Origin of the sequence: Flavobacterium agri (assembly GCF_013401995.1) — a bacterium.
GTDB classification, from domain to species: Bacteria; Bacteroidota; Bacteroidia; order Flavobacteriales; family Flavobacteriaceae; genus Flavobacterium; species Flavobacterium agri.
The window spans coordinates 150,196-174,472 of the sequence record NZ_JACBJI010000007.1; the positions used below are offsets into that span (position 1 = coordinate 150,196).

Here is a 24,277-nt window from a genome sequence, read left to right on the forward strand (position 1 = left end):
CCGCATGTTTTAAGAGCAAAACCATTTTTTTAAATGAAGAAGATTTTCGTATTGTTGTTGTCCGCCGGTCTTTTGGTATCGTGCAGCGAGTATCAGAAAGCCCTGAAAAGCGAAGACAGCGGATTGAAATATGCCCAGGCCGAGAAAAAGTACGACCAAGGCAAATACAGCAAAGCCATCCGTCTTTTCGAACAGATGGCCCCGAATTACAAAGGGAAGCCGCAGGCAGAGAAGATGTTCTACATGTTCGCCATGTCGTATTACAAGACAGAACAATACTACCTTTCGGGTTATCAGTTCGAAACGTTCGCCGCGGGTTATCCGAAAAGCGAGAAAGCTGAAGAAGCCGCGTTCCTATCGGCCAAAAGCTACGCGAAACTGTCGCCGAGTTACAGCCTCGACCAAGTAGACACGAACAAGGCGATCGATAAATTGCAGGCGTTCATAGACAAGTATCCGGATTCGGAATTCCTTAAAGAAGCTAACGAAACCATGAAAGGGCTCCGTGAGAAACTCGAGAAAAAGGCGTACCTGATTGCTTACGGCTACAACAAGATTTCCGATTACAAGTCGGCAATCGTGGCCTTCGACAATTTCGTGGCCGACTATCCGGGAACGCCGTTCAAGGAAAAAGCATTGTATTACAGGCTCGATTCTTCGTATAAACTGGCTATCAACAGTATTCCAGCGAAAATGGAAGAGCGTTTGAACCAGGCCAAAGGCGCATACTCCAATTTATTGAAGTTTTATCCGAACACCGAATACAAAAAAGACGCCGACGAAATGTTGGCCAAAATCGAAAACGACTTAAAACAATTTTCTAAATAAGAACCATGGATTTAAAGAAGACGAATGCTCCGGTAAATACCGTAACGTATAACAAGACTCAAATCGAGGAGGCTACCGGAAACATCTATGAAGCGATCACCATCATGGCCAAGAGAGCGAACCAGATCAATTCTGAAATCAAGAAGGAATTGACCGATAAACTGGAAGAATTCGCCACGTACAACGACAGCCTTGAGGAAATCTTTGAAAACAAAGAACAGATCGAGGTTTCGAAATTCTATGAAAAACTTCCGAAGCCACACGCTTTGGCGGTTCAGGAATGGATGGACGAGAAAATCTACTATCGCGACACTACAAAATAAGACCGTATCATGTCGGTATTAAGCGGTAAAAAAATCGTTCTGGGCATATCCGGCGGGATTGCCGCTTACAAAACAGCCTTTTTGGTGCGATCGCTCGTAAAGGCTGGAGCAGAAGTAAGAGTCGTGATGACGGATTCCGCGAAGGATTTTGTGACACCGCTCACGCTTTCGACCTTGTCCAAAAATCCTGTTTTGTCTTCGTTCTATAATGACGATGAAAAGGAAGCGGAGTGGAACAACCACGTCGAGCTCGGGCTTTGGGCCGATTTGATGCTTGTCGCGCCGGCAACGGCAAATACCTTATCAAAAATGGCAACCGGGAATTCCGATAATTTCCTGGTTGCCGTTTATCTTTCTGCAAAATGCCCCGTGTATTTCGCGCCTGCGATGGATTTGGATATGTACAGGCATCCGTCTACGCTCGACAGTTTCGAAAAACTCAAACAATTCGGGAACATCATGATTCCGGCAGAATCGGGCGAGCTCGCCAGCGGATTGGTCGGACAGGGCAGGATGGCCGAACCCGAACACATCGTTTCTTTTATCGAAGCCGATATCGAAAGGAAACTTCCGCTTCGTGGAAAAAAAATACTTGTTACGGCAGGCCCGACATACGAAGCTATCGATCCCGTGCGTTTCATAGGAAACCATTCTTCGGGAAAAATGGGTTACGACATAGCGAAAGCCGCCGCGTCTTTGGGCGCCCAAGTGATTTTGGTTTCCGGGCCGACGCATCTTACATTGGAAAAAGCAGGGATTGAATTGATTCGCGTGACGTCAGCAAAAGATATGTACGACGTTTGCCATGAACATTTTTCGAATGTCGACGTTGCAATCGCTGCGGCCGCCGTAGCCGATTATCGTCCTAAATTTCCGGCCGACCAGAAAATCAAGAAAGACGCTTCGGAATTCGTGATCGAACTCGAAAAGACAAAAGATATCCTCGCTTCTCTAGGCGAAATCAAGCAACATCAATTCCTGATCGGGTTTGCGCTCGAGACCGAAAACGAAATCGAGAACGCCGAGAAGAAAATCCGCAAAAAAAACTTAGATTTGATTGTGCTCAATTCGCTGCGCGACCAAGGCGCCGGATTTGGCCACCAAACAAACAAAGTGACTTTCATCGACAAAAATTTCAACCGTGAAGACCACGATTTGAAGACTAAGGAAGCCGTCGCTTTAGACATCATCCAAAAAGTAATTGTTCATTATGCGTAAGATATTTTCATTCATCGCGTTGGTTTCGTTCGCGTTTGTACAAGCCCAGGAACTCAATTGTACGGTGACCGTCAATGCCGAAAAGGTAGGGGCGACGAACAATCAGGTGTTCAAGACCTTGCAGACGGCGCTCAACGACTTCGTGAACCGCACCGATTGGACGGGCCAGGGTTTTCAGTCGAACGAACGCATCAATTGCTCGATGTTCATCAACGTGACGGCTTACAATTCGGGAGCTTTCCAAGCGTCAATACAGGTGCAGTCGGGACGTCCGGTGTTCAATTCGAGCTATTCGTCACCGGTTTTCAACTTCAACGACAAGGATTTCAATTTCGATTACGTAGAATTCCAGAATCTTACGTTCAATCCGAACAGTTACGATTCGAACCTGATTTCGACGATCGCGTTTTACTGCTATATGATCATCGCCATTGATGGGGATACTTTTGCGCCTAACGGAGGTACGTCGAATTTCGAAATCGCCCAAAGCATCGCCAATATCGCCCAACAAGGTGGAGCGAAGGGTTGGAGTCAGGCCGATGGCACGCAAAACCGCTATTTCCTCATAAACGATATGTTGTCGACCACTTTCGAGCCGTTCCGCCAAGCTATGTACGAGTATCACTATTCGGGACTCGACCTGATGGCACAAGACCAAAAAGCGGGTAAAGAAGGAGTGAAGAAAGCGCTTGCGACATTGAATGAAGTGGCGAAAGTGCGTCCGAACGCGTTCCTTACAAGGATTTTCTTCGATGCCAAAGCCGATGAGCTCGTCGGGATTTTCTCGGGCGGACCGAACATTCCTATTGCCGACGTAGTCGAAAACCTCAATAAATTATCACCTCTCAACGCCAGCAAATGGGCGAACATCAAATTTTGAACCGCCTTTGATGAAACTTTATACACGCCAAAATGATCAGTCACCTCACCATCGAAAACTTCGCCCTTATTGAAAAACTCTCGATTGATTTTTCTCAAGGGTTTACCATCATAACCGGTGAAACGGGCGCCGGAAAATCAATTCTTTTAGGTGCTTTGGGCCTGGTTCTGGGCAAACGCGCCGATTTGACATCCCTCAAGAACAAAGAGGAGAAATGCATCGTCGAGGCGCATTTCAATCTCAAACCTTACGGACTCCAATCCTTTTTCGAACGCAACGATTTCGATTACGACGACGATACGATCATCAGACGTGAAATATTGCCGTCGGGAAAATCGCGCGCTTTCGTGAACGACAGTCCGGTCAACGTTCAGGATTTGCAGGAATTGGGCGCTTTTTTGATCGACATCCATTCGCAGCACCAAACCTTGTCGCTTTCCGAAGAGGAATTCCAGTTCAACATCATCGATGCCATCGGCGCGAACGACGAGCTGCTTTCGGATTACCGCCAAAAACTCAAGACGTACAAACATTCCAAATCGGAACTGTCGTCGTTGCAGGAAAATCTGCTGCAAACCCTTAAGGAGCACGATTACAACGTATTCCTTCTCGACGAATTGGTTTCGGCCAACTTAAAAGCCGGCGAGCAACAGGAACTCGAGGAGATTTACGAGCAACTCAATAATGTCGAATTCATACGCGAGCATTTGGATCGTTCGATCGCTTTGGCCAACGAAGAACAAATCGGAATTCTCGGGAATCTTCGCGAGATGCGCCATTCGCTTCAAAAACTTTCGGGTTTTTCTGAACATTTCGGCCAGCTTTCCGAACGATTGGACAGCGCCGCGATAGAATTGGACGACATCGCTTCCGAAATGGAACGCGCCGTTCGCAATTTGAACCAAGATCCGGAGCAACTCGAATCGGTGAACCAAAAACTTCAGGCGATTTACAACTTACAGAAAAAGCACGGAGTGCAGACGGTAGAGGAGTTGCTCGAGATCCAAAGCGAACTTCAAAGTAAAACGTTGTCGGCCGAGGAAATCGAGTCGCGAATCGAACAACTGCGTTCCGAAATTTCGGATCTCGAAACGCAATTGGATGCCGTAGCCGAACAAATCCACATCAAGAGAGAGAAAGCGATTCCGGTGCTCGACAAAAAACTCGCCGATATTTTGGCACAGCTCGGCATGCCCGATGCGCGTTTCCAGATACAAGTCGTGCTTTCTTCCGATTATCATACCAACGGAAAGGACGATCTCCAATTCCTGTTCGCGGCCAACAAAGGCTCTCAGTTCGGAAGTCTCAAAAAAGTCGCTTCGGGCGGAGAGATGTCGCGTATCATGCTTGCGGTGAAATCGGTCTTGGCCGAATACTCGAATCTTCCGACAATCATTTTTGACGAGATCGATACAGGCGTTTCGGGAGAAATCGCGCATAAAATGGCCGAAATCATGGCCGGAATGAGCAAAAAGATGCAGGTTTTCGCGATTACGCATCTTCCGCAGATCGCGGCAAAAGGCGATCGCCACTTCAAAGTCTACAAAAGTTCGAAAGGCGACAATACGACTTCCGAAATCAAACTGCTTGATAAAGAGCGGCGAATCGTCGAAATCGCGCAGATGTTGTCGGGTTCTGTCGTTTCAGACTCGGCTATTAATCACGCCAAGGCCTTGTTGAACTAAAAAACAAGTCTATATTTGTTAAGGTAAAATCTACTTTTTATGATCATACAACCCAGAATGCGGGGCTTTATTTGCCTTACCGCGCATCCGGAAGGAGCTGAAAAGAACGTCAAAGAACAAATAGAATACGTAAAGAGCAAAGGAACGGTCGAAGGCGGTCCTAAAAAAGCGCTTATCATCGGAGCTTCGACCGGTTTCGGTTTGGCTTCAAGGATTACGGCCGCTTACGGATCGGGCGCTTCCACAATCGGGGTTTTCTTCGAAAAAGAACCTTCGGAAGGCAAGACGGCATCGCCGGGCTGGTACAATTCGGCCGCTTTCGAGAAATTCGCAACAGCCGACGGTTTGTACGCGAAAAGCATCAACGGAGACGCGTTTTCGGACGAAATCAAACAACAGACGATAGACCTCATCAAAAAGGACTTAGGCCAAGTGGACGTAATCATTTACAGTCTCGCATCTCCTGTTCGCACCAATCCGAGGACTGGCGTGACGCATCGTTCGGTATTGAAGCCGATAGGGCAGACGTATACCAACAAAACGGTCGATTTTCACACAGGTAATGTGTCTGAAGTGTCGATCGCTCCGGCAAACGAAGAAGATATCGCCAACACCATCGCGGTTATGGGTGGTGAAGACTGGAAATGGTGGATCGAAGATTTGAAAAAAGCGGGCGTTTTGGCCGATAACGTGCTTACGATCGCGTATTCGTATATCGGACCAGGTCTTACCGAAGCGGTTTATCGCAAAGGAACGATCGGGCGCGCCAAAGACGATCTCGAGGCGACGGCTTTCCAAATCTCGGATACCTTGAAAGATATTGGCGGAAAAGCGTATGTTTCAGTGAATAAGGCATTGGTGACACAGGCGAGTTCAGCGATTCCGGTCATTCCGTTGTACATTTCGCTTCTGTTCAAGACGATGAAGGATGCGGGAACACATGAAGGAACGATCGAACAGATCGACCGTCTTTTCCGCGAAAGATTGTACACGAACGGCGAAGTGCCTACAGATGAAAAAGGCCGTATCCGCATTGATGATTGGGAAATGGATGATAAAATCCAGGATAAAATCGAAGAGCTTTGGAAATCAGCCAGTACCGAGACACTTCCCGAATTGGGCGATTTGAAAGGGTACAGTCACGAGTTCCACAAGCTATTCGGATTCGAAATGCCAGGGGTAAATTATGACGACGATGCCAACGAAATGGTTTGGGTAGATAGTTTGAAATAATTTTCGCACAAGACTTATTAACTATAACGTTATAAAAAAAGCGTCGGTTTGCTGCCGACGCTTTTTTTTATTTCATAAATTTAGGCCTAAATAATTATTAAAAACAGGTTTATTTATGAAAAAAATTACTCTACTATGTGCAATGCTATTGGTTTTTGCATGGCAAGGGCGAGCGCAGTTCCCAGCCCCGTACTGCGGTCCGATTACCTTTACCAACAATGAGGAACCGATAACTTTGGTCCAGTTCGCTGGAATCAACAACAGTTCGCCCGCTCCGGTCGGAGGTGTGGCCCACCAAGACTTTACCGCCATTTCGGGAACGGTTATGCAAGGTATCTCGTATCCGATTACCCTAAAAGGAAACACAGACGGTAACTACACAACCAATTTGAACGTCTGGATTGATTGGAACCAGAACAATGTGTTCACCGATGCAGGGGAAATGTACGAAATCGGTACCATCACCAATTCGACAGGTCTCGACGCCACTTCGCTTACCGGAAATATTGCGGTACCGGCTACCGCTACGTTAGGAAGCACGAGAATGCGCGTCATCAAGAAATTCAATGGATATTCGGATTCCTGCAACACCGTCGGATCGGGTTGGGGAGAAGCCGAGGATTATTCGTTGACTGTAGTGGCCGCCACTTGTACACCTCCGACGGTTGCGTTCGCGACGGCATCACTTTGTCCTTCGGCTACATTTAACGTGACGGTAAACGTATCGGCAATGGGCTCAGCCACTTCGTACACTGTAACTGATAACCAAGGAAGTGCGAGCCAAAACATTGCGGCTGCCGGAACTTTGACTTTCGGACCTTACGTGAGCAGTACAGATGTGGTCATAACCGTGACCGATCCTAACAGCGCGCTTTGTAATACGACGAGCGATTCCCTTACCGACGTTTGTTTGCCGGGTTGCGCTTCGAACCCTTCGCCTGCAAACGGCTCGACAAGTGCACCGGGTGGCCCGATTACCTTGACTTGGGATGCTCCGACAACTGGCGGTGCCGTCGAATCATACGATTTGTATGCCGGTAATACATCGGGCGCTTTGGAATTCGTCGGAAACTACACTACCAATACGACAGGTGATGATTTGGTCATCAATGCGTATGGCGTAACAGTTTACTGGCAGGTTATCGCCATCAACGCTGCAGGAGAAGCTACCGGATGTGCCGAGTGGAACTTTACCGTACAATCGCCTCCGGGATGGTGTCTTACCGCTCCGAACGGATTGTGGCCGGCCGCTACGTTTACGCCTGCAACTTGCGATGGAACGACCGAGAACGTGATCGCTAACAACGCTTATGCCGGAGAATATTCGAATGTAAATGTGACTTCGGGCCAAACTTATGTATTCAAGAGCGGAACTACAGATTTCATCACGATCAGTAACGCAGAAGGCAATACTGCGCTGGCTTATGGCGCGACGCCTCTAACTTGGGTGTCTACATTGACCGGAACCGTGCGTTTCTTGAGCCACGTTGATGACCAATGCGGCGCTGAGGCGACAAACCGTGTACGTTCGGTTATCTGTGGTGTGGTTTCTTCTGAGCAACCAGATTGGGCAAGCCTTCAATGGCCGCCAAACGCGACTATTTCACAAGGAGGTTCTTTCGATGTTTACGGACAAGTATACGAGCCGGGAGTTACCGATCCTGCGGGAGCTGCTGCCGGAATGGAGGCTTGGGTAGGTATCAACACGGCCGACACTGATCCAAGTACTTGGAGCGTAACCTGGATTCCGATGACATTCAATGCATTGGCAAATTCAGGGAACAACGACGAGTTCATGGCTTCTGTAGGCAGTACTTTGGCACCGGGCGCTTATTTTTACGCTACTCGTTTCAGATTGAACAACGGACCTTACGTTTACGGTGGTATCGATGCAACCAATGCAGGCGGTATTTGGAACGGAACACAATACGGAAGTGGAGAATTGACCGTCAATCCTCCGACAGTTCCGGATAACGACCTTTGCGGTGGAGCACTTGCATTGACTCCGGGCGGCGTATTTGCCGACAATGCACAAACAGGAACGCTTTTGGGGTCTACAACGACCGCTGGTTTGACTTTCAACTGCCAGACCAACCGTGCCGACGATGTTTGGTATTCGGTTGTAGTGCCGGCTTCGGGATCAATCACTATCGAAACATTGTCTGCTTCGGGATCTTTGTTGACCGACACTGTCCTTAGCGTATTCAGCGGATCTTGCGGCACGCTTACCGAAATCGGATGTAGCGATGACGAAGGAACGGATAACTTCTCTGTCGTTTCATTGACAGGTCAGACACCTGGAGCAACGCTTTACGTAGGTGTTTGGCGTTGGAACAATGCGGGCAACCCGGCTGGTGCTTTCCAGGTTTCGGCTTACGATGCCAGCCTTAGCACAGGCGAAATCCGCAACGACGGCTTCTCTTATTACCCGAACCCTGTATCGAGCGTATTCAACGTATCGGCACAAGATGGAATCAAATCTGTGAGCGTATTCAATATGCTAGGTCAGCAGGTGATGCAGAAAAATATCAATGCGCAGCAAGGAAGCATCGACATGTCGTCATTGGCAAAAGGTGCGTACCTCGTGAAACTTTATTCAGACAATGCTTCCAAAACAATCAAAGTACTGAAAGACTAAAGTGTTATCAATCAAATAATTGGAAAAAGCCATCTGTTAAAGATGGCTTTTTTGTGTTAAATAAATCGCCGAATCCTTAACGAAATGATAATTTTGGTAGCTATTAAATCTACTAATTTCCTTAAAATGAAGAAAAATTATCTTTTGGCTGCAGGATTGTTACTTTTCGGATTATCCGTTAAGTCGCAGATTCTCAACCAGTCGGCTGCTTGGCCGAATCCATCCTGGTCTTTGACGGGATCTTACAGTACCGATCCGTTGGCATTGGAATCAAGCCCATTGACAACGGCTAATTTTGCATTTGATGATGATGATGCCGCGAGCGGGCACGAAGACAACATCGCTGCAGAATCCCCAATCGTCGATTTGACGGCCGCTTTCAACGGTGGCGAGAAAAGCATTATGGTTACGGTCGATTACGGATATCGCTACCTTGATAGCGACCAATTGAGGTTGGAATATTGGGATGCGCTTGCTTCGGCATGGGTAGCTTGGGGCGCGAACATTCCGGGCAACAATACCACGGCTTCCGACAATTATTGTACGACCATTACCAAAACCACTTACAACAGTGCGCTTTTGGATCTTTCGAATTTTACGCCAGTCCAGCTTTCAGGCTTCCGTTACCGCATTTCTTACGACGACAATCCCGCGGGAACCGACTGGAACTACGGTTTCTGCTTTAACGCGCCGGTCATCAAGTCTGTTGCTTGTCCGACTCCTCAAAGTTTGACGGCTACCGCGATCACGTCTTCATCGGCTACGATCAACTGGGTAGCGCCAAGTGGAGCGACGGGTTTTGTGTATGTTTTGGATACGAATTCGGCTAACCCTGTATCGGGAACCAACATTTCCGGCACATCGTATCCGGCTTCAAGCCTTGCGGCACAAACACAGTACTATTTCCACATCCGTTCGGCTTGCTCGAGCACGAACAGCGATTGGACGACTTTGGCATTCACGACTGCGCCTGCAAACGACAATTGTTCGGGAAGCATCGCGTTGACGGTTAACCCGACTCTTACTTGTACGGCGACTACTGCCGGTACACTTGTGAGCGCTTCAGATTCTGGCGTAGCCGATACTGGTGCGGGAACTCCTGATGACGACGTTTGGTTCCGTTTTGTAGCTACGTCTACGTCTCAGGCGATTTCTTTGTCTGGTGTTGCCGGAACTCCGACCGATTTGGTTCACGAAGTATTCAGCGGCGATTGCGCGGTTCTCACAAGCTTGCTCATCAGCGATGCCGATAATAGCGTCGTATCTGGTTTGACGATCGGAAATACGTATTACGTTCGCGTATTCACTTACGCTACTGGCGGAACGCCGACGACTACATTCAATATTTGCGTTGCGACGCCACCTGCACCGCCTGCAAACGACAACTGTTCAGGAAGTATCGCGCTTACCGTAAACCCGAACTACTCTTGTGCTGTTACAACAGCCGGTACTCTTGTGAGCGCTACGAATTCCGGTGTTGCCGATACAGGAGCAGGAACTCCTGATGATGACGTTTGGTTCAGCTTTGTGGCTACTGCTACGACTCACGTCATTTCATTGACAGGTGTTGCAGGAAGCCCTTCAGATTTGGTCCACGAAGTATTCAGTGGAAACTGCGGATCCCTTACGAGCTTGCTCATCAGTGATCCTAACAACAGTACGGTTAACGGTTTAACTATCGGGAATACCTACTATGTTCGCGTATTTTCATACACAGCAGGAAGCACGAATACGACTACATTCAATATTTGTATTGGATCTGCTCCGGCGGCTCCGGCGAACGACAATTGCTCAGGAAGTGTCGCGTTGACGGTAAATAACGATTTGAGCTGTGCCGTGACTACAGCGGGTACTTTGGCGGGAGCTACAGATTCAGGTGTTGCCGATACTGGTGCCGGAACTCCTGACGACGACGTTTGGTTCAGGTTTGTCGCGACTTCGACCGCGCACATCATCACGCTATCGGGCATTACCGGTACACCTTCAGATTTGGTACATGAAGTTTTCAGCGGAGACTGTGCCGTATTGACGAGCCTTTCTATCAGTGATCCTAACTCAAGTACTGTTACAGGCCTGACAGTTGGAAATACGTATTACGTACGTGTATTTTCGTATGCCAGCGCTACGGCGTCCACGACCAATTTCAATATCTGCGTAGGTACGACGCCTGCGCCGCCTGCAAACGATCTTTGCTCATCTGCCATCGCACTTACGCCGGGCGGTGTTTTCGCCGACAATGCCCAAACGGGGACGGTAGCCGGCGCGACTTCAACTACCGGCTTGACGTTCAATTGCCAGACAAACCGTGCGGATGATGTATGGTATTCTGTTGTGGTCCCTGCTTCTGGATCTATCACGATTGCCACCGAGGCTGCTCCGGGATCGGCTTTGACCGACACTGTAATCAGCGTATTCGGCGGTTCTTGTGGAACTTTGACCGAAATCGGATGTAGCGATGACGAAGGGACTGATAATTTCTCAATGGTTTCACTAACAGGGCAAACACCAGGAGCGACGCTTTATGTAGGAGTTTGGCGTTGGAGCAGTGCAAGCGCCGGAACATTCCAGGTTTCGGCTTACGATGCGAGCTTGAGCACCGGAGAAATCCGCAACGACGGTTTCTCATATTATCCGAACCCGGTTTCTTCGGTATTCAACGTATCGGCACAAAACGGTATCAAATCGGTTAGCGTTTATAACATGCTAGGACAAGAAGTTCTTCGTAAATCTATCGAATCGGAACAAGGAAGCATCGACATGTCTTCTTTGGCGAAAGGTACATACGTAGTGAAAGTTATCGGGAACGATGCGCTTCGAACCATAAAAATCGTAAAGGAATAAACCTTTAGGAAATTTCTTCAAAAGCCACTCTTAACGGGTGGCTTTTTTTGTTGTTTTTCATTACTTTAGGACGCATTTAAAAACCAACTACCTATTAGCTTATGAAGAAAACTACACTATGGATGCTGTCTGGCCTCCTTTTTTCATGTATTGCCACCGCCCAAAACGTTTCGGGTTACGCGTTTGCCCAAGCGACGGAAACCTATACGGCGGTTTCGGGAACACCATCGGCCGCGACAGGCGACGACGGCACCGACAATGCCATCCCGTTCGGGTTTTCGTTTCCGTTCGGAGGCAGTTATTACACCACGTTCAGCATCAGTGTCAACGGCTTTATCCGATTGGGTAACGACATCGGCGGACAGAACTGGACAAACGCTTTGGGTGCCAATGCCCCACAACGACCTTTGATCGCTGCTTTTTGGGACGATCACAACGCGGGCACAGGTTCAATCAACTACAGTGTTACGGGAAGTTTTCCGAACCGAATTGTCGAAGTCGGATGGGACAACATCAACCCAAGCGGCGGCGGCGGAACGAGCGCCACTGCTTTCGGATCGTTCAAAATGCGCCTTTTCGAAACTTCGGGTATAATCGAATTCGTTTACGGTTCGAACATTACTGCGGTAAATGCTTTTTCAGCCTCTATCGGACTTAACGACGACACCACGTTTTTGAGCGTGACGCCGGGTAATCCGAATGCCACTACTTCTCCGGTAACGGCGAACAATGCAGTCGATGCCAGTGCGAATTTGATTGGCAAGAAGTATATTTTCACGCCGCCTTCCATGTGTTCGTCTATGCCGAGTCCGGGAATCACGATAGCACCCGCATCCGTTTGTTCCGATGTGATTTTCGAGTTATCGGTCCAGAACATTCCGGCAGAATCGGGTATTTCCTATCAGTGGCAATCGTCTGCGGACGGTGTTGCTTTTTCCGATATACAAAATGCGAACGGTCCCACATTACAAACGACCCAAACCTCGGCGACCTATTATCATTGCCTTGTAAGCTGCGGTGCTCAAACGGCTACCACGACCGCGACCACGGTAAACATGAACGCAGCTTCCCAATGTTACTGCTCGCCAGTTTATGGAACGGGAATGACCGATGGCGATTTGATTTCGCACGTGGAAATTCCCGGGACGACTTTGTCTAACGAAACAGGTACGGAACCCGTAAATCCATATTACACGTATTTCTCAGGACAACCGAATTACACAGCCGAACTGATGGCCGGAGGCAATTACGAGCTTCACGTTACCGTCGGTACTTACGGGCAGCAACATTCTACGGCCTGGATCGATTACAACGACGATGGGTTTTTTACCGAAGACGAGCGCATTGGTTTCAGCGATGGTGAAATAGGTTCTTTGGAAACGGCTATTTACACGATCCAACTCGCTTGCGACGCTCCTGCTGGCGTACACCGTTTGCGTATTCGCGATGTTTGGAACAACGATTCTTCCACAATCGATCCTTGTGCCGAATACGGATATGGGGAAGTCGAAGACTACGATATCACGATAGTTGCGGGCGAATCTTGTCCGATGCCGTTTGGTCTCAATGTGGCGAGCGTCAATTCTTCGAGCGGTATTTTCTCATGGAATTCAGGCTGCGGACAAACTTCATGGAACGTGTATGTGGTCGCTTCGGGAGGAACTACGCCAACTAACAATCCGACGTATACCAACGTTACGAGTCCGTTTGTGTTTTCAAACCTCGATGCCGAAACGGTTTACGATATTTACGTACAAGGCAATTGCGATGCGAACGGTTTGAGCGATTGGGCCGGTCCATTTACGTTTACGACTGCTCCGATGGCTGTTGCAAATGACGATTGCGGCAATGCGTTCTCGCTTCAGGTTGGAGGCGTTTTCGAAGATTATTCGATTACGGCAACGAATTCAGGCGCGACCAAAACCCTTGGCGAGCCTAATGTGACCTGTGCAGCTTTCGCTTTTGGTGGCGATGTGTGGTTCAGTGCGGTCGTTCCGGCAAGCGGGACGCTTACTTTCGAGACGCAGGCAGAAGCAGGTTCGTCGCTTTCTGATACCGGAATGTCAGCTTATTCCGGCACTTGCGGTGGCGGACTGACGTCTTTGGGATGCAGCGACGACAACGGATCGAACGGTTTCTCCATCGTACATCTGACCAACCTCACGCCGGGAACAACGGTTTACGCGCGCGTTTGGGAATACGCCAACGACGTGGTGGGAACTTTCAAAGTTTCGGCCTACGATGCCTCTTTGGGCGTACATTCTTTGGATTCGGCTGCTTTCCGTTATTATCCGAACCCGGTAAAGAATACGCTCAACGTCAGTTATGACGAAAACATTTCAGATGTGACGGTAATGAATCTGTTGGGACAGAACGTGTTGCATAAATCGGTGAACGAAACCAATTTGCAACTCGACCTTTCGAGCCTGCCTTCGGGCAATTATTTGGTAAAGATTACTTCTGGCAACGCTTCCAAAACCATAAAAGTCATCAAGGAATAAATTGTTAAAAAACGAGTAAAAGCCATCTGGAAACGGGTGGTTTTTTTCGTTTTGAAAGGCTATCTTTGTTAAGATGAAGCCATTTTATTTTTCGGTTATCGTTCCGGTGTACAATCGCCCCGACGAGATGCAGGAATTTTTGGAAAGCCTTGCCCAATCGACGTTCGCGAAGCCTTTTGAGGTTGTCATCGTCGAGGACGGATCTTCAATCCCTTGCAAGCATGTAGCCGAAAGCTATTCATCCAAATTACAGATTTCGTATTACTTCAAACCGAATTCGGGTCCGGGCGATTCGCGTAATTTCGGTATGGAAAAAGCAGTGGGCGATTACTTTTTGATTTTCGATTCCGATTGCCTGATTCCCAAAGAATACCTTTCGATTGTCGACACCGAACTCGAAAAGAACTACGTCGATTGTTTCGGCGGTCCCGATGCGGCGCATCCATCATTTTCAGATATTCAGAAAGCGATCAACTTCGCGATGACTTCGATTATGACGACCGGTGGCATACGCGGCGGATCGGAAACTGTCGACAAATTCCAGCCAAGAAGCTTTAATATGGGATTGTCGCGAAAGGCATTCGAATCTTCGGGAGGATTCGGGGACATTCATCCCGGTGAAGATCCCGATTTGTCGATACGTTTATGGGAAATGGGCTTCAAGACACGACTTTTTTCGAGAGCGTATGTTTTTCACAAGAGACGCATCGACTGGAACAAATTTTACAAGCAGGTCAACAAATTCGGGAAAGCGAGACCGATTCTGGACAGTTGGTATCCCAAATACGCCAAACTCACTTTTTTTGCACCGACGGTGTTTGTCCTTGGTGCAATCCTCGCGGTTTTGCTCGCTTTTTTCGGGATTTGGCATTTCGTGTTCGCTTATGTTTTTTACTTCGCTTTCGCGTTTATTTTATCGGCTTCCCAAAACAATCTCAAGATAGGGGCGTACTCGATAGTGGCCATTGCGATACAATTTTACGGATATGGCGTCGGTTTTCTTAAGTCTTTCGTTAACGTGAGGCTGCTCAAACGCAAACCCCAAACCGTATTCCCGGAATTATTCTTCAAGAAATGACAAAAGTGATCGGGTTGACGGGAGGAATCGGCAGCGGCAAATCGACCGTGGCACGTTATTTCGAGGAATTGGGTGTTCCGGTTTATTATGCAGACGATGCAGCCAAAGAAGTTATGAAAACGCCCGCAATGCTTGTCTCTCTTCAAAATATTTTCGGCAACGACGTAGTGATTGATGGAGTTTTGGACAGAAAGAAGCTTTCAACCTTGGTTTTTTCAGATAAAAACAAACTTGAAACGTTAAATTCATTGGTGCATCCGGCTGTGCGAAAGCATTTTAGGGCTTGGTTGGACAATTACAAAGATGTGCCTTTCGTTATTCGAGAAGCGGCCATACTTTTCGAAAGCGGAAGTTATAAGGATTGTGAGAAAGTTATTACGGTTACGGCTCCGTTCGAAACGAAAATCGAACGCGTAATGCAAAGGGATTCGGTTACGAGACAGGACGTGATCTATCGCATGGAAAATCAATGGAGCGACGAAAAAAAAGCGTCGTTAAGTGACTTTATCATAGTAAACATCGACCTTGAGGCCACACGTGAAGAAGTCGTTAAAATCTTTAAAACTCTGAAAAAACTGTAATTTTTAGGGTGGATGTTAATGTTTGGTTAATCTATCGAACGTCTAAATGTTAAAATGTTAATTTTGTGAATGATGAATAAATTGTTCTTCCGATTGCTCGTCGTTCTTATGAGTTTGTCCCTGATCGGTATCATACTTGTTCAGGTTTACTGGTTCAATACATCGTTCAAAAACAACGATGAACAGTTTCGTTTCCACGTCAAGCAAATCATGAGCAACGTGTCTGAACAGCTGTTGAAACAGGAAATGTACCGCTACATCAGCCGTTACAGACATCTCGAGGACAGCACCGGAAAGACACCTGTCAAAAGCGATTTTCTCGAATTCGGATATTACCAGCGCGACAAGCGTACCAATGAGACGATCGTGTATTCGAACAGCATTTTTGCCGAAGATTACAACCTGTCACCGTTCTTTGATAAAATTTCAGATAGCACCAGGATCAAGAGTTTCACGTCCAAACGCACGACCGAGATCTACAACAATAACAACATGGATGTTTCGGGCATGCCGTCTAAGACGACTCCCGATATCAAAATCGAGAAATCGGGTAGCGACGCCATTCTTGACGAAGCCCAATTCGAGATTTATTTTAAAGATGTTGCCGCCGTGCAGCCCATCCAGCAAAGGGTTACCAAAGAAAAACTGCAAGAATTGCTTTCTAAGGAACTCGATCAATTCGGGGTGAAAACACCTTACGAATATGCGGTTTACAGCAACGGGTTAGCTACGAAAGTGAAATCGGACCGATTCGCCTACGACAAATACGCGACGTATTCGATCCCGATTTTCACGAACGACGAAGGAAGCAACAATTACCAGCTTCTCGTAAGTTTTCCGCAAAAGAAGAAGTTCCTGTTTTCAGAATTGGTGGGTATTACCGTACTTTCCATAGTCTTTACGCTCATCATCATCATCGCGTATTCGAGTGCCTTGAACCAGCTGATCAAGCAGCGTCAGATTTCTGAAATCAAGACCGATTTCATCAACAACATGACGCACGAGTTCAAAACGCCCATCGCGACGATCAACCTGGCGCTCGACGCGATCAAGAATCCGAAGATCATCGAGGATCAGGACAAAGTGAAGCGCTATCTGCAAATGATCCGGGACGAAAACAAACGCATGCACGCCCAAGTCGAGAATGTACTCAGGATTTCAAAACTCGAGAAGAAGGAACTTGAAATCACGAAGGAATCAAACGATTTGCACGACATTCTTGAAGAAGCTATCGAGCATGTGAGTTTGATCGTAGAAGACCGCCAAGGCACGATCACCACGCATTTCAATGCCAAACGCTCGACGGTTTTGCTCAACGATGTGCATTTCACGAACGTGATCGTGAACATACTCGACAATGCGATCAAATACACGCCCGGTATTCCTGAAATTGACATTACGACGGAAAACGTGAAGGATTTCGTCATCATACGGGTCAAAGACAACGGACTCGGTATGAGTAAAGCGGCACAGAAACGCATTTTCGAAAAGTTCTACCGCGAACATACAGGCGATATACACAACGTGAAAGGCCACGGATTAGGGCTGGCTTACGTGAAGCGCATCGTCGACGACCACAACGGTCAAATTTTTGTAGAAAGTGAAAAAGGGAAGGGTAGCACCTTCATAATCAAAATACCACTAATTAACTAAGCGCACAGCTATGGAAACGGAAAATAAAAAAATCCTGCTAGTAGAAGACGACCAAAACTTCGGGGCTATCCTAAAGGACTACCTTACCTTGAACGATTTTGACGTTACCCTCGCCAAGAACGGAATGGAAGGCTTCGAAAAATTCAAAAAAGATACATACGACCTCTGTATACTCGATGTCATGATGCCGTACAAAGACGGTTATACGTTGGCCAAGGAAATCAGGGAAAAAAATAAAGACGTGCCAATCATTTTCCTCACAGCAAAGTCGATGAAGGAAGATGTGCTCAAAGGCTATAAAGTAGGAGCGGACGACTATTTGAACAAACCGTTCGATTCTGAAGTGCTTTTGATGAAAATCAAGGCAATCATGCAACGCAAAGCGGCCGATACGAAAAACGACAACGTGAAATTCGAGTTTCAGATCGGCAACTTCCACCTGAATTCAAAATTGCGTTTCCTTACGTACAAAGATGAAGAGCCGATTAAACTTTCGCCAAAAGAGAACGAACTTTTGAAAATGCTCGTGTTGCACGAAAATGACTTGATGCCGCGTGAATTGGCGCTTACCAAAATTTGGAGAGACGACAATTACTTCACTTCAAGAAGTATGGACGTGTACATCGCCAAACTAAGAAAATACCTCAAACGCGACGAAGACGTCGAGATCCTGAACATCCACGGCGAAGGTTTCAGGCTCGTGGTCAAAAACGGAGCAGAGAAATAAGAGAAGAAGTCCTCGGTTAGCGCCGGGGATTTTTTTTTAAAGACGAAAAGATAGACGGATAGATAATAGACTCTTCTGGCTAAAAAGAAATTCATGTCCGATTCAAATCTCGACCAATCTCTTGCTGGTCAAAAAAGAGAGATGTCTTTTCACATGACGTCTATTATCTATCAGTCTATCATCTATAATCTTTACAACGAAATCCTGAGTCCGAAACAGGCTTTCCCGTCTTTCAAAATCCCGAAAGTCTCCGAGTTCGCATCTGACGATATTTCAACTTCATCGCCCAAAACCAATTCCTTCATAAAGTTCATGTCGATGGCTTTGACCTGGTTTTTCAACAGCGTTTTCGCGTCGAAATAATCCAGGCACCATTCAAGATACTTGACATTGTTCGCGTGGTTTACGATATCCAGATCCGAAAGCAACACTTTGTGATCGGCGAGTTTGTTCGAAAGTTGCGTCAAATCGACTTTTGAAGTACGCTCTTGCGTTGAATGATTTTGTTCGAATTTCTCGAAATGATCCGTCGGTAACGCAAGTGCCTCGGGTCTTCTCGTCTTCGTGTTGAAAACCGCCCAAAACGTTTCACAGCTTACGATTTTCAAGTCGCCCAAATACATTTCCAAAGCACGCACAGAACGCGAATTCTCAAGATTCACGATCCAGGTCTTTATCGTCACGACGTCTTTCCATTTGGGCAACTGCAGAATTTCGACACGCATGCGGCTCAATACCCAAGCCTGGCCGTGTGCCTGCATGTCGCTGAATGCGATTCCGCCAAGTTCGGCATGTTCGCCAGCGGCAAGTTGCAACATATTGCACAAATCGGTGAGACGCAAAAAACCGTTCGGAAGGCATTGCGTAAAATCGATTCTCCTTTCGTGAGAGAAGACAGAGGTGAAGTTTTCGGCTATCGGCATTATCGTATCATTAACCCGAACCCGACCTGCACGGAATTCGCCTTCGAGTAAAAGTCGTGCAATTCTTGGGCTGTGTCCACATCGATATTCGAATGGACGTAGTTCGCAGTCAAAAATACGGATAAATGTTTGTAAACCGCCCAATCTGCGGTCAATCCGGCGCGAAGGTCGCTCGCGGGTTGGTTGCCGAAACGCTCGTTGCCTATTTTGAGGTAAAGCATCGAAACGCCTGCGCCCAAAGTCGGTTTGATGCAAAAAGAAGTTTCCGATCCGATGGAATACGATACGGCCGCAAACAACGATTGATAAGACGATTGGTCTACGGGTTGTGCGATCAGCGTATGGTTGTCCACTTTATAAGTCGAGCGTTCGAATCCGAGCAATAAGCGCAAATCCTTATAGCGGATCGGGCTGATATTGAACCCGAAACCCGGATTCGCATTATAAGCGTCGGCAAATTGTTGGTCGCCGAAATGGATAGGATAAAAACCGTAGAACCGGATTTGTGGCACGGCCGAAACGGTTTTCTCAACCGGTTTTTCCGCCGCGACGGCAGTCGTATCCTGAGATGAAGCGATGAATGAAAAAAGGCAAGCCGTACAACAGTATAGAAATTTCTTCATGCTTCAGTAGTTTTGGATGATTTGAAGGTTATCGTTTCCTACGACCACATCCGAAATATGTTCGGTCGTTTGCCCCGTATTGCCATCGAAAACGAAATAATGCAGTTGGACGGTTTGGTTTTTATACACCTTTTGGGAATAGACCGGATCTACCAAATCGTCCGAATAATCGACGCCTTCACCGCCGAGCATGCCCGTAAAATAGGAACCCTGAAGTTCATGGTTCGCATCGGATTGCTCATAAAGGACCTGGACGATGACCGTTTCATCAATACGGTCGAGTGTAGCATTTATGGAAAATGTGTAGTCGTTCTCAAAATGCTCATCCATGATGTTGAAATACGTCCGTGTTTGGAAAACATCGCTAACCCGCGCGTAAGTGATCGAATAACGGGCATAGCCTTCTTCAACTTGCGGAAACACCATTTTCAAGTTACCGTTCGCATCGGTATAACCAACCGAAAGCAAATCGCTGTCGTCTTCATCTTCTGCCGTAAGTTCGCACCTTACGTTCGCGGCGGGATTTCCATCAATATCGGTCACATGCGATTTGAGCACGTAACGCGTTTCGGGTTCGTAACTGACATCGCACGACAGCAAAGTCGTCAGCAATGCGAAAAGCAAAAGTTTTTTCATCGGTCGGTTTTATAGGTTCAAAATCACGGAAATATACGCCATGATTTTTCTTACAGATGGAATAATCCAGAAAGGTTGCTTCAAATCGCCTTTTTTTTAATGAAGTTTACGATTTCTTCATGCTTTCCGGCGTCGAACCACGTGGCCAATTCGTTTCTTCTGAACCACGTCAGTTGGCGTTTGGCGAAGCGTCGCGTATTTTTTTTGATTTCCTCGATGGCAAAATCCAGCGAAATCTTGCCTTCGAAATAATCGAAAAGTTCGCGATAGCCAACAGTTTGCAAAGCGTTCAGGTTTTTATGCGGATGCAAGTTGCGGGCTTCCTCGACCAAACCTTCGCTCACCATAACGTCGACACGTTTGTTGATGCGGTCGTAAATGATATCGCGAGGCGCGTCCAAACCGATCACGACAGGAGTGAAGCCGCGTTTGTTGGTTTTTTGCTTTCGAAACGACGAATAAGGTTTTCCCGTTCCGAGGCAAACTTCCAAAGCGCGCATCAGCCTTTGCGGGTTTTGGGTATCGACCTGCGAAAAATAGACCGGATCGAGCTTTTCGACTTGAGATTGAAGATAACCGATGCCTTTCGCTTCATATTCCGACGTGATTTTTTCGCGTACTGAAGCATCGATTTCGGGAAATTCGTCAAAACCCTTGAGTACGGCATCGACATATAATCCGGAACCGCCGACCATGATGACGAAATCGCGCCTTTGAAACAATTCGTCGAGCTTCGCCAAAGCTTCTTTTTCAAAATCTCCGACGGTATATTCCTCGAAAATAGATTTGTTGTGGATGAAGTGATGTTGTGCAGCGGCCAATTCCTCTGCGTCGGGTACGGCCGTTCCTATCGTCATTTCCTTAAAGAACTGTCGCGAATCGCACGAAATGATCTCGCAATCGAACGCGTGCGCCAATTGGATGCTCAACGCGGTTTTTCCGATAGCCGTCGGGCCGATGATGATGATCAGGTATTTCATTTGTTAAGGCTGTGGCCGCAATTATAACAGAATTTGGCGTCGTCTCTGTGGTGGTCGGCGTTGCAGTTCGGGCATTTTTGCGTGTTGAGCTGAACGTCTTGCTTCATCAGTTGTGCGCCGACCAATCCGGTAGGCACGGCGATGATGCCGTATCCCAAAATCATGATGATCACCGAAATGAACTGGCCTAAAGGCGTAGCAGGCGTGATGTCGCCAAAACCGACCGTGGTAAGGGTTACGATCGTCCAATACACACTCATCGGGATACTCGTAAAGCCGCTGTCTGGTCCTTCTACGATATACATGACCGTTCCCAGAATCACGCAGATCACGATTACCGAAAACAGGAAAACCGCAATTTTCGTACGGCTTCTCCTCAACGCATCCATTAGCTGGTTTCCGGCTCCGACAAAATGCACGAGTTTCAATATCCTGAAAATCCGAAGTAATCTCAAAGCCCGAAGTGCAACCAAGAAATGGAATCCCGGGAACAAAAGATCGACGTACGAAGGCAGCAAAGCCAGTAAATCGATGATGCCGTAAAGACTCAGGACGAACGTGAGCGGCTTCTTTACAGAGACCAGACGCCCGATGTATTCCATCGTAAAGAAAATGGTGATGACCCATTCGATTACCGCGAGTTCTTTACCGTAAATCACTTTGACCGAAGCGACGCTCTCGAGCATCACGGCCGCAATACTCAAAAGGATCAACCCCAAAAGGATCAGGTCAAAAAGTTTGCCGGCTGGCGTGTCGGCCTCGTAAATGACCGTGTGCAGTTTGTGCCTGAATTTGCTGTTGGCGCTTTCGTTCATACTTACAAGGTAAGCAATCGCCTAAAAATTGACGATCTTGAGTTTGGGATTTCTCCTCAGATGCATGCGGATAATCGCCGTGGTGTCGCGATTGTGCGGCATCGGAACCAGTATTTTATGGAGCACTTTGCTGTTGAGCACCTGGTAATTGAGGTCGAAAAACGCATACCCTTTGTAAATGCCGTTCTCGATAAGCACCGCGCTGCGTTCCCCGACGTTGCGGCCGCGATCGAGAATGATCATGTTTTCGGACGTAAACGTATAATCGTTCAGGAAAGCCTGTACGCGAAGGTTGTATACGTCTGCGGATATTTCGCCTATGCAAGCGCCGTCGCAGGTTTTGACCGTGTACGATTGGCAGTTGGTTTTGGCGTCGTCCAAACCGGTGAGTTTCGGACACAACTCATATCGTTGCGTAAGACGATGCATCGTCGTTTTGGCTTCGATGATAGAATTGAACGCGGTAATTTCCTGCCTGTTCCTGTCGTATTTGTCAAGGACAAGGTTTATGTAGCCGTTTTTGTCGGTTTGTTGGTACAAAGCCCATTGAAGATTCGTCTTCGATTGGGCCCGGTTGTATTTGGGTTTGTTGACTTTGACTTCCTGGCTTTCCTTGAGCAACGCTATGAGTTCGCTACCGGTTTCCTCATACGTCACGTCGAAAACCTCGAGCTGGATTTTCTTCGATTTGGTCTGATTTCCCGTAAAATGTTGGTTGACGCGCTTCTTGATATTGCGGCTTTTGCCGATGTAGATGATTTTGCCGTCTTCGCGATGTACGTAATAAATCCCGCATCTCGAAGGCAGTTTGTCTACGATGTCGAGCAGTTTGGGCGCAATCCCTTTTTCGACTTCGGTCTTGATGAATGTAGAAATTATCGTTTTCTCTACATCTTTGTCCAACAGCATCTTGAACAGCTTTACCGTAGCCATCGCATCACCTGAAGCGCGGTGCCTGTCGGCCACGGGAATTCCCAAAGCGCGCGACAATTTTCCGAGGCTGTACGAGGGCATGTCCGGGATCAGTTTTTGAGCCAATTCGACGGTGTCGAGCGTTTGTGCCTGAAAATCATATCCGAGCCTTTTGAACTCCAGGCGCAGCACGCGGTAATCGAAAACAGTGTTATGGGCCACGATGATACAGCCTTCGGTAATCTCGATGATACGCTTGGCTACCTCGAAAAATTTCGGAGCCGATTGCAACATCGCATTGCTGATTCCGGTGAGTTTCACCACAAACGGTTGGATCGGGATTTCGGGATTCACCAAGCTGATGAATTGGTCGACTATCTCGTGCCCGTCGTAGCGATAGATGGCGATTTCGGTAATGCCTTCTTCGTTGAACTGGCCTCCGGTGGTTTCTATGTCGAGGATTGCGTACATATTTGTTTTCAGTGCAGGCGCGGATTGCTGCTACTGCCGTCTGGATTATCGAGTGCCAAATATACTGCTTCCAATCCGAACCATGGTGCTTCCGCACGAAATCGCGAGCTGGTAATCGCCGCTCATGCCCATAGAGAGGATTTTTGGGTCGAGATTGGGTCGGGATTCGGCAGATTTCAATTTGTCGAATACTGTTTTTAGAAAAATGAATTCTTTTTCGATTTGACTCTGGTTTTCAGTAAACGTAGCCATTCCCATCAAACCTTTTACTTTAATATTTTGAAGATTCATGAAATAGTCGGATTCGAGTATTTCGAACAGTTCGTTTTCATCAAGCCCGAATTTGGTTTCTTCGTCGGCGATGTGCATCTGCAACAGGCAATCGATCGTCCTGTTGTTCTTTTTCGCCTGTTTGTCGATTTCGGCAAGAAGCTTGAAACTGTCCACGCCGTGCACCAAAGTCACGAAAGGCGCCATGTATTTGACCTTGTTGGTCTGCACGTGACCGATCATGTGCCATTGTATGTCTTTTGGCATCTGTTCCCATTTTTCGGTCATTTCCTGGATTTTGTTCTCTCCGAAAATACGCTGTCCGGCTTCGTACGCCTGCATGAGGTCGCTCACGGGTTTTGTTTTGGAGACCGCGACGAGCGTAACGTTTTCAGGAATTGATTTTTGTATTTCGAGAAGTTGTGATGCGATCGACATAATCGTTTTTGGCAAAGGTACGT

20 protein-coding genes are annotated in these 24,277 nt (G+C 47.4%); 13 read left to right on the forward strand and 7 right to left on the reverse strand.

Annotated elements, in window-relative coordinates:
* Positions 1-33 precede the first annotated feature (33 nt).
* From HZF10_RS15255 to HZF10_RS15315, 13 genes are all read left to right on the forward strand, one after another.
* Positions 34-828: an outer membrane protein assembly factor BamD gene (locus HZF10_RS15255; protein ID WP_176007091.1), complete on the forward strand. Its 795-nt coding sequence runs from the start codon at positions 34-36 to the stop codon at positions 826-828.
* 5 nt (positions 829-833) lie between these two features.
* Positions 834-1,151, forward strand: a complete 318-nt coding sequence (locus HZF10_RS15260; RefSeq protein ID WP_176007092.1) for a DNA-directed RNA polymerase subunit omega — start codon at positions 834-836, stop codon at positions 1,149-1,151.
* Between the two features lie 9 nt (positions 1,152-1,160).
* Positions 1,161-2,369, forward strand: coding sequence for a bifunctional phosphopantothenoylcysteine decarboxylase/phosphopantothenate--cysteine ligase CoaBC (coaBC, locus tag HZF10_RS15265; protein WP_176007093.1), 1,209 nt, complete (start codon positions 1,161-1,163; stop codon positions 2,367-2,369).
* Complete coding sequence (gene porD / locus HZF10_RS15270; RefSeq protein WP_176007094.1) at positions 2,362-3,249, forward strand: type IX secretion system protein PorD; 888 nt, start codon at positions 2,362-2,364, stop codon at positions 3,247-3,249. Before coaBC ends, porD begins: the two co-directional genes overlap by 8 nt.
* Before the next feature lie 32 nt (positions 3,250-3,281).
* Positions 3,282-4,934, forward strand: a complete 1,653-nt coding sequence (gene recN, locus HZF10_RS15275) for a DNA repair protein RecN (protein ID WP_176007095.1) — start codon at positions 3,282-3,284, stop codon at positions 4,932-4,934.
* Positions 4,935-4,973: 39 nt separating this feature from the next.
* On the forward strand, positions 4,974-6,167 hold the full coding sequence (gene fabV / locus HZF10_RS15280) for an enoyl-ACP reductase FabV (RefSeq protein WP_176007096.1): 1,194 nt from the start codon (positions 4,974-4,976) through the stop codon (positions 6,165-6,167).
* 115 nt (positions 6,168-6,282) lie between these two features.
* On the forward strand, positions 6,283-8,805 hold the full coding sequence (locus HZF10_RS15285) for a GEVED domain-containing protein (RefSeq protein WP_176007097.1): 2,523 nt from the start codon (positions 6,283-6,285) through the stop codon (positions 8,803-8,805).
* A 126-nt stretch (positions 8,806-8,931) separates the two neighbouring features.
* On the forward strand, positions 8,932-11,646 hold the full coding sequence (locus HZF10_RS15290) for a T9SS type A sorting domain-containing protein (RefSeq protein WP_176007098.1): 2,715 nt from the start codon (positions 8,932-8,934) through the stop codon (positions 11,644-11,646).
* Positions 11,647-11,747: 101 nt separating this feature from the next.
* The gene (locus tag HZF10_RS15295) at positions 11,748-14,147 is read left to right on the forward strand and encodes a T9SS type A sorting domain-containing protein (RefSeq protein WP_176007099.1); all 2,400 of its coding nucleotides are present in this window, start codon (positions 11,748-11,750) and stop codon (positions 14,145-14,147) included.
* 73 nt (positions 14,148-14,220) lie between these two features.
* Entirely contained in the window at positions 14,221-15,225 is a 1,005-nt protein-coding gene (locus HZF10_RS15300; RefSeq protein WP_176007100.1) for a glycosyltransferase family 2 protein, read from the forward strand.
* Positions 15,222-15,806, forward strand: a complete 585-nt coding sequence (coaE, locus tag HZF10_RS15305) for a dephospho-CoA kinase (protein ID WP_176007101.1) — start codon at positions 15,222-15,224, stop codon at positions 15,804-15,806. Before HZF10_RS15300 ends, coaE begins: the two co-directional genes overlap by 4 nt.
* A gap of 72 nt (positions 15,807-15,878) precedes the next feature.
* Entirely contained in the window at positions 15,879-17,459 is a 1,581-nt protein-coding gene (locus HZF10_RS15310) for a sensor histidine kinase (RefSeq protein WP_176007172.1), read from the forward strand.
* A 10-nt stretch (positions 17,460-17,469) separates the two neighbouring features.
* Positions 17,470-18,186 (forward strand): response regulator transcription factor, encoded by a 717-nt coding sequence (locus HZF10_RS15315; RefSeq protein WP_176007102.1) that lies wholly within the window; start codon positions 17,470-17,472, stop codon positions 18,184-18,186.
* A 191-nt stretch (positions 18,187-18,377) separates the two neighbouring features.
* On the opposite strand, the gene HZF10_RS15320 is transcribed toward HZF10_RS15315, so the two are convergent.
* The 7 genes from HZF10_RS15320 to HZF10_RS15350 all read right to left on the reverse strand — a co-directional run bounded on the left by HZF10_RS15320 (position 18,378) and on the right by HZF10_RS15350 (position 24,254).
* Positions 18,378-19,109 carry an acyl-[acyl-carrier-protein] thioesterase gene (locus tag HZF10_RS15320; RefSeq protein WP_176007103.1) on the reverse strand — a complete coding sequence of 244 codons (732 nt, stop codon included), beginning with the start codon at positions 19,107-19,109 and terminating at the stop codon, positions 18,378-18,380.
* A complete protein-coding gene (locus HZF10_RS15325) occupies positions 19,109-19,732 on the reverse strand; it encodes a hypothetical protein (protein ID WP_176007104.1) in 624 nt (207 codons plus the stop codon). Before HZF10_RS15325 ends, HZF10_RS15320 begins: the two co-directional genes overlap by 1 nt.
* A gap of 3 nt (positions 19,733-19,735) precedes the next feature.
* Positions 19,736-20,368 carry a peptidase associated/transthyretin-like domain-containing protein gene (locus HZF10_RS15330; protein WP_176007105.1) on the reverse strand — a complete coding sequence of 211 codons (633 nt, stop codon included), beginning with the start codon at positions 20,366-20,368 and terminating at the stop codon, positions 19,736-19,738.
* Positions 20,369-20,448: 80 nt separating this feature from the next.
* Positions 20,449-21,348, reverse strand: coding sequence for a tRNA (adenosine(37)-N6)-dimethylallyltransferase MiaA (gene miaA / locus HZF10_RS15335; protein WP_176007106.1), 900 nt, complete (start codon positions 21,346-21,348; stop codon positions 20,449-20,451).
* Complete coding sequence (locus HZF10_RS15340) at positions 21,345-22,163, reverse strand: ion transporter (protein ID WP_176007107.1); 819 nt, start codon at positions 22,161-22,163, stop codon at positions 21,345-21,347. The genes miaA and HZF10_RS15340 overlap by 4 nt, the downstream gene beginning before the upstream one ends.
* A 21-nt stretch (positions 22,164-22,184) precedes the next feature.
* Positions 22,185-23,546, reverse strand: coding sequence for an exonuclease domain-containing protein (locus HZF10_RS15345; RefSeq protein WP_176007108.1), 1,362 nt, complete (start codon positions 23,544-23,546; stop codon positions 22,185-22,187).
* A gap of 45 nt (positions 23,547-23,591) precedes the next feature.
* Positions 23,592-24,254: a YggS family pyridoxal phosphate-dependent enzyme gene (locus HZF10_RS15350; protein WP_176007109.1), complete on the reverse strand. Its 663-nt coding sequence runs from the start codon at positions 24,252-24,254 to the stop codon at positions 23,592-23,594.
* Between the last annotated feature and the right edge of the window lie 23 nt (positions 24,255-24,277).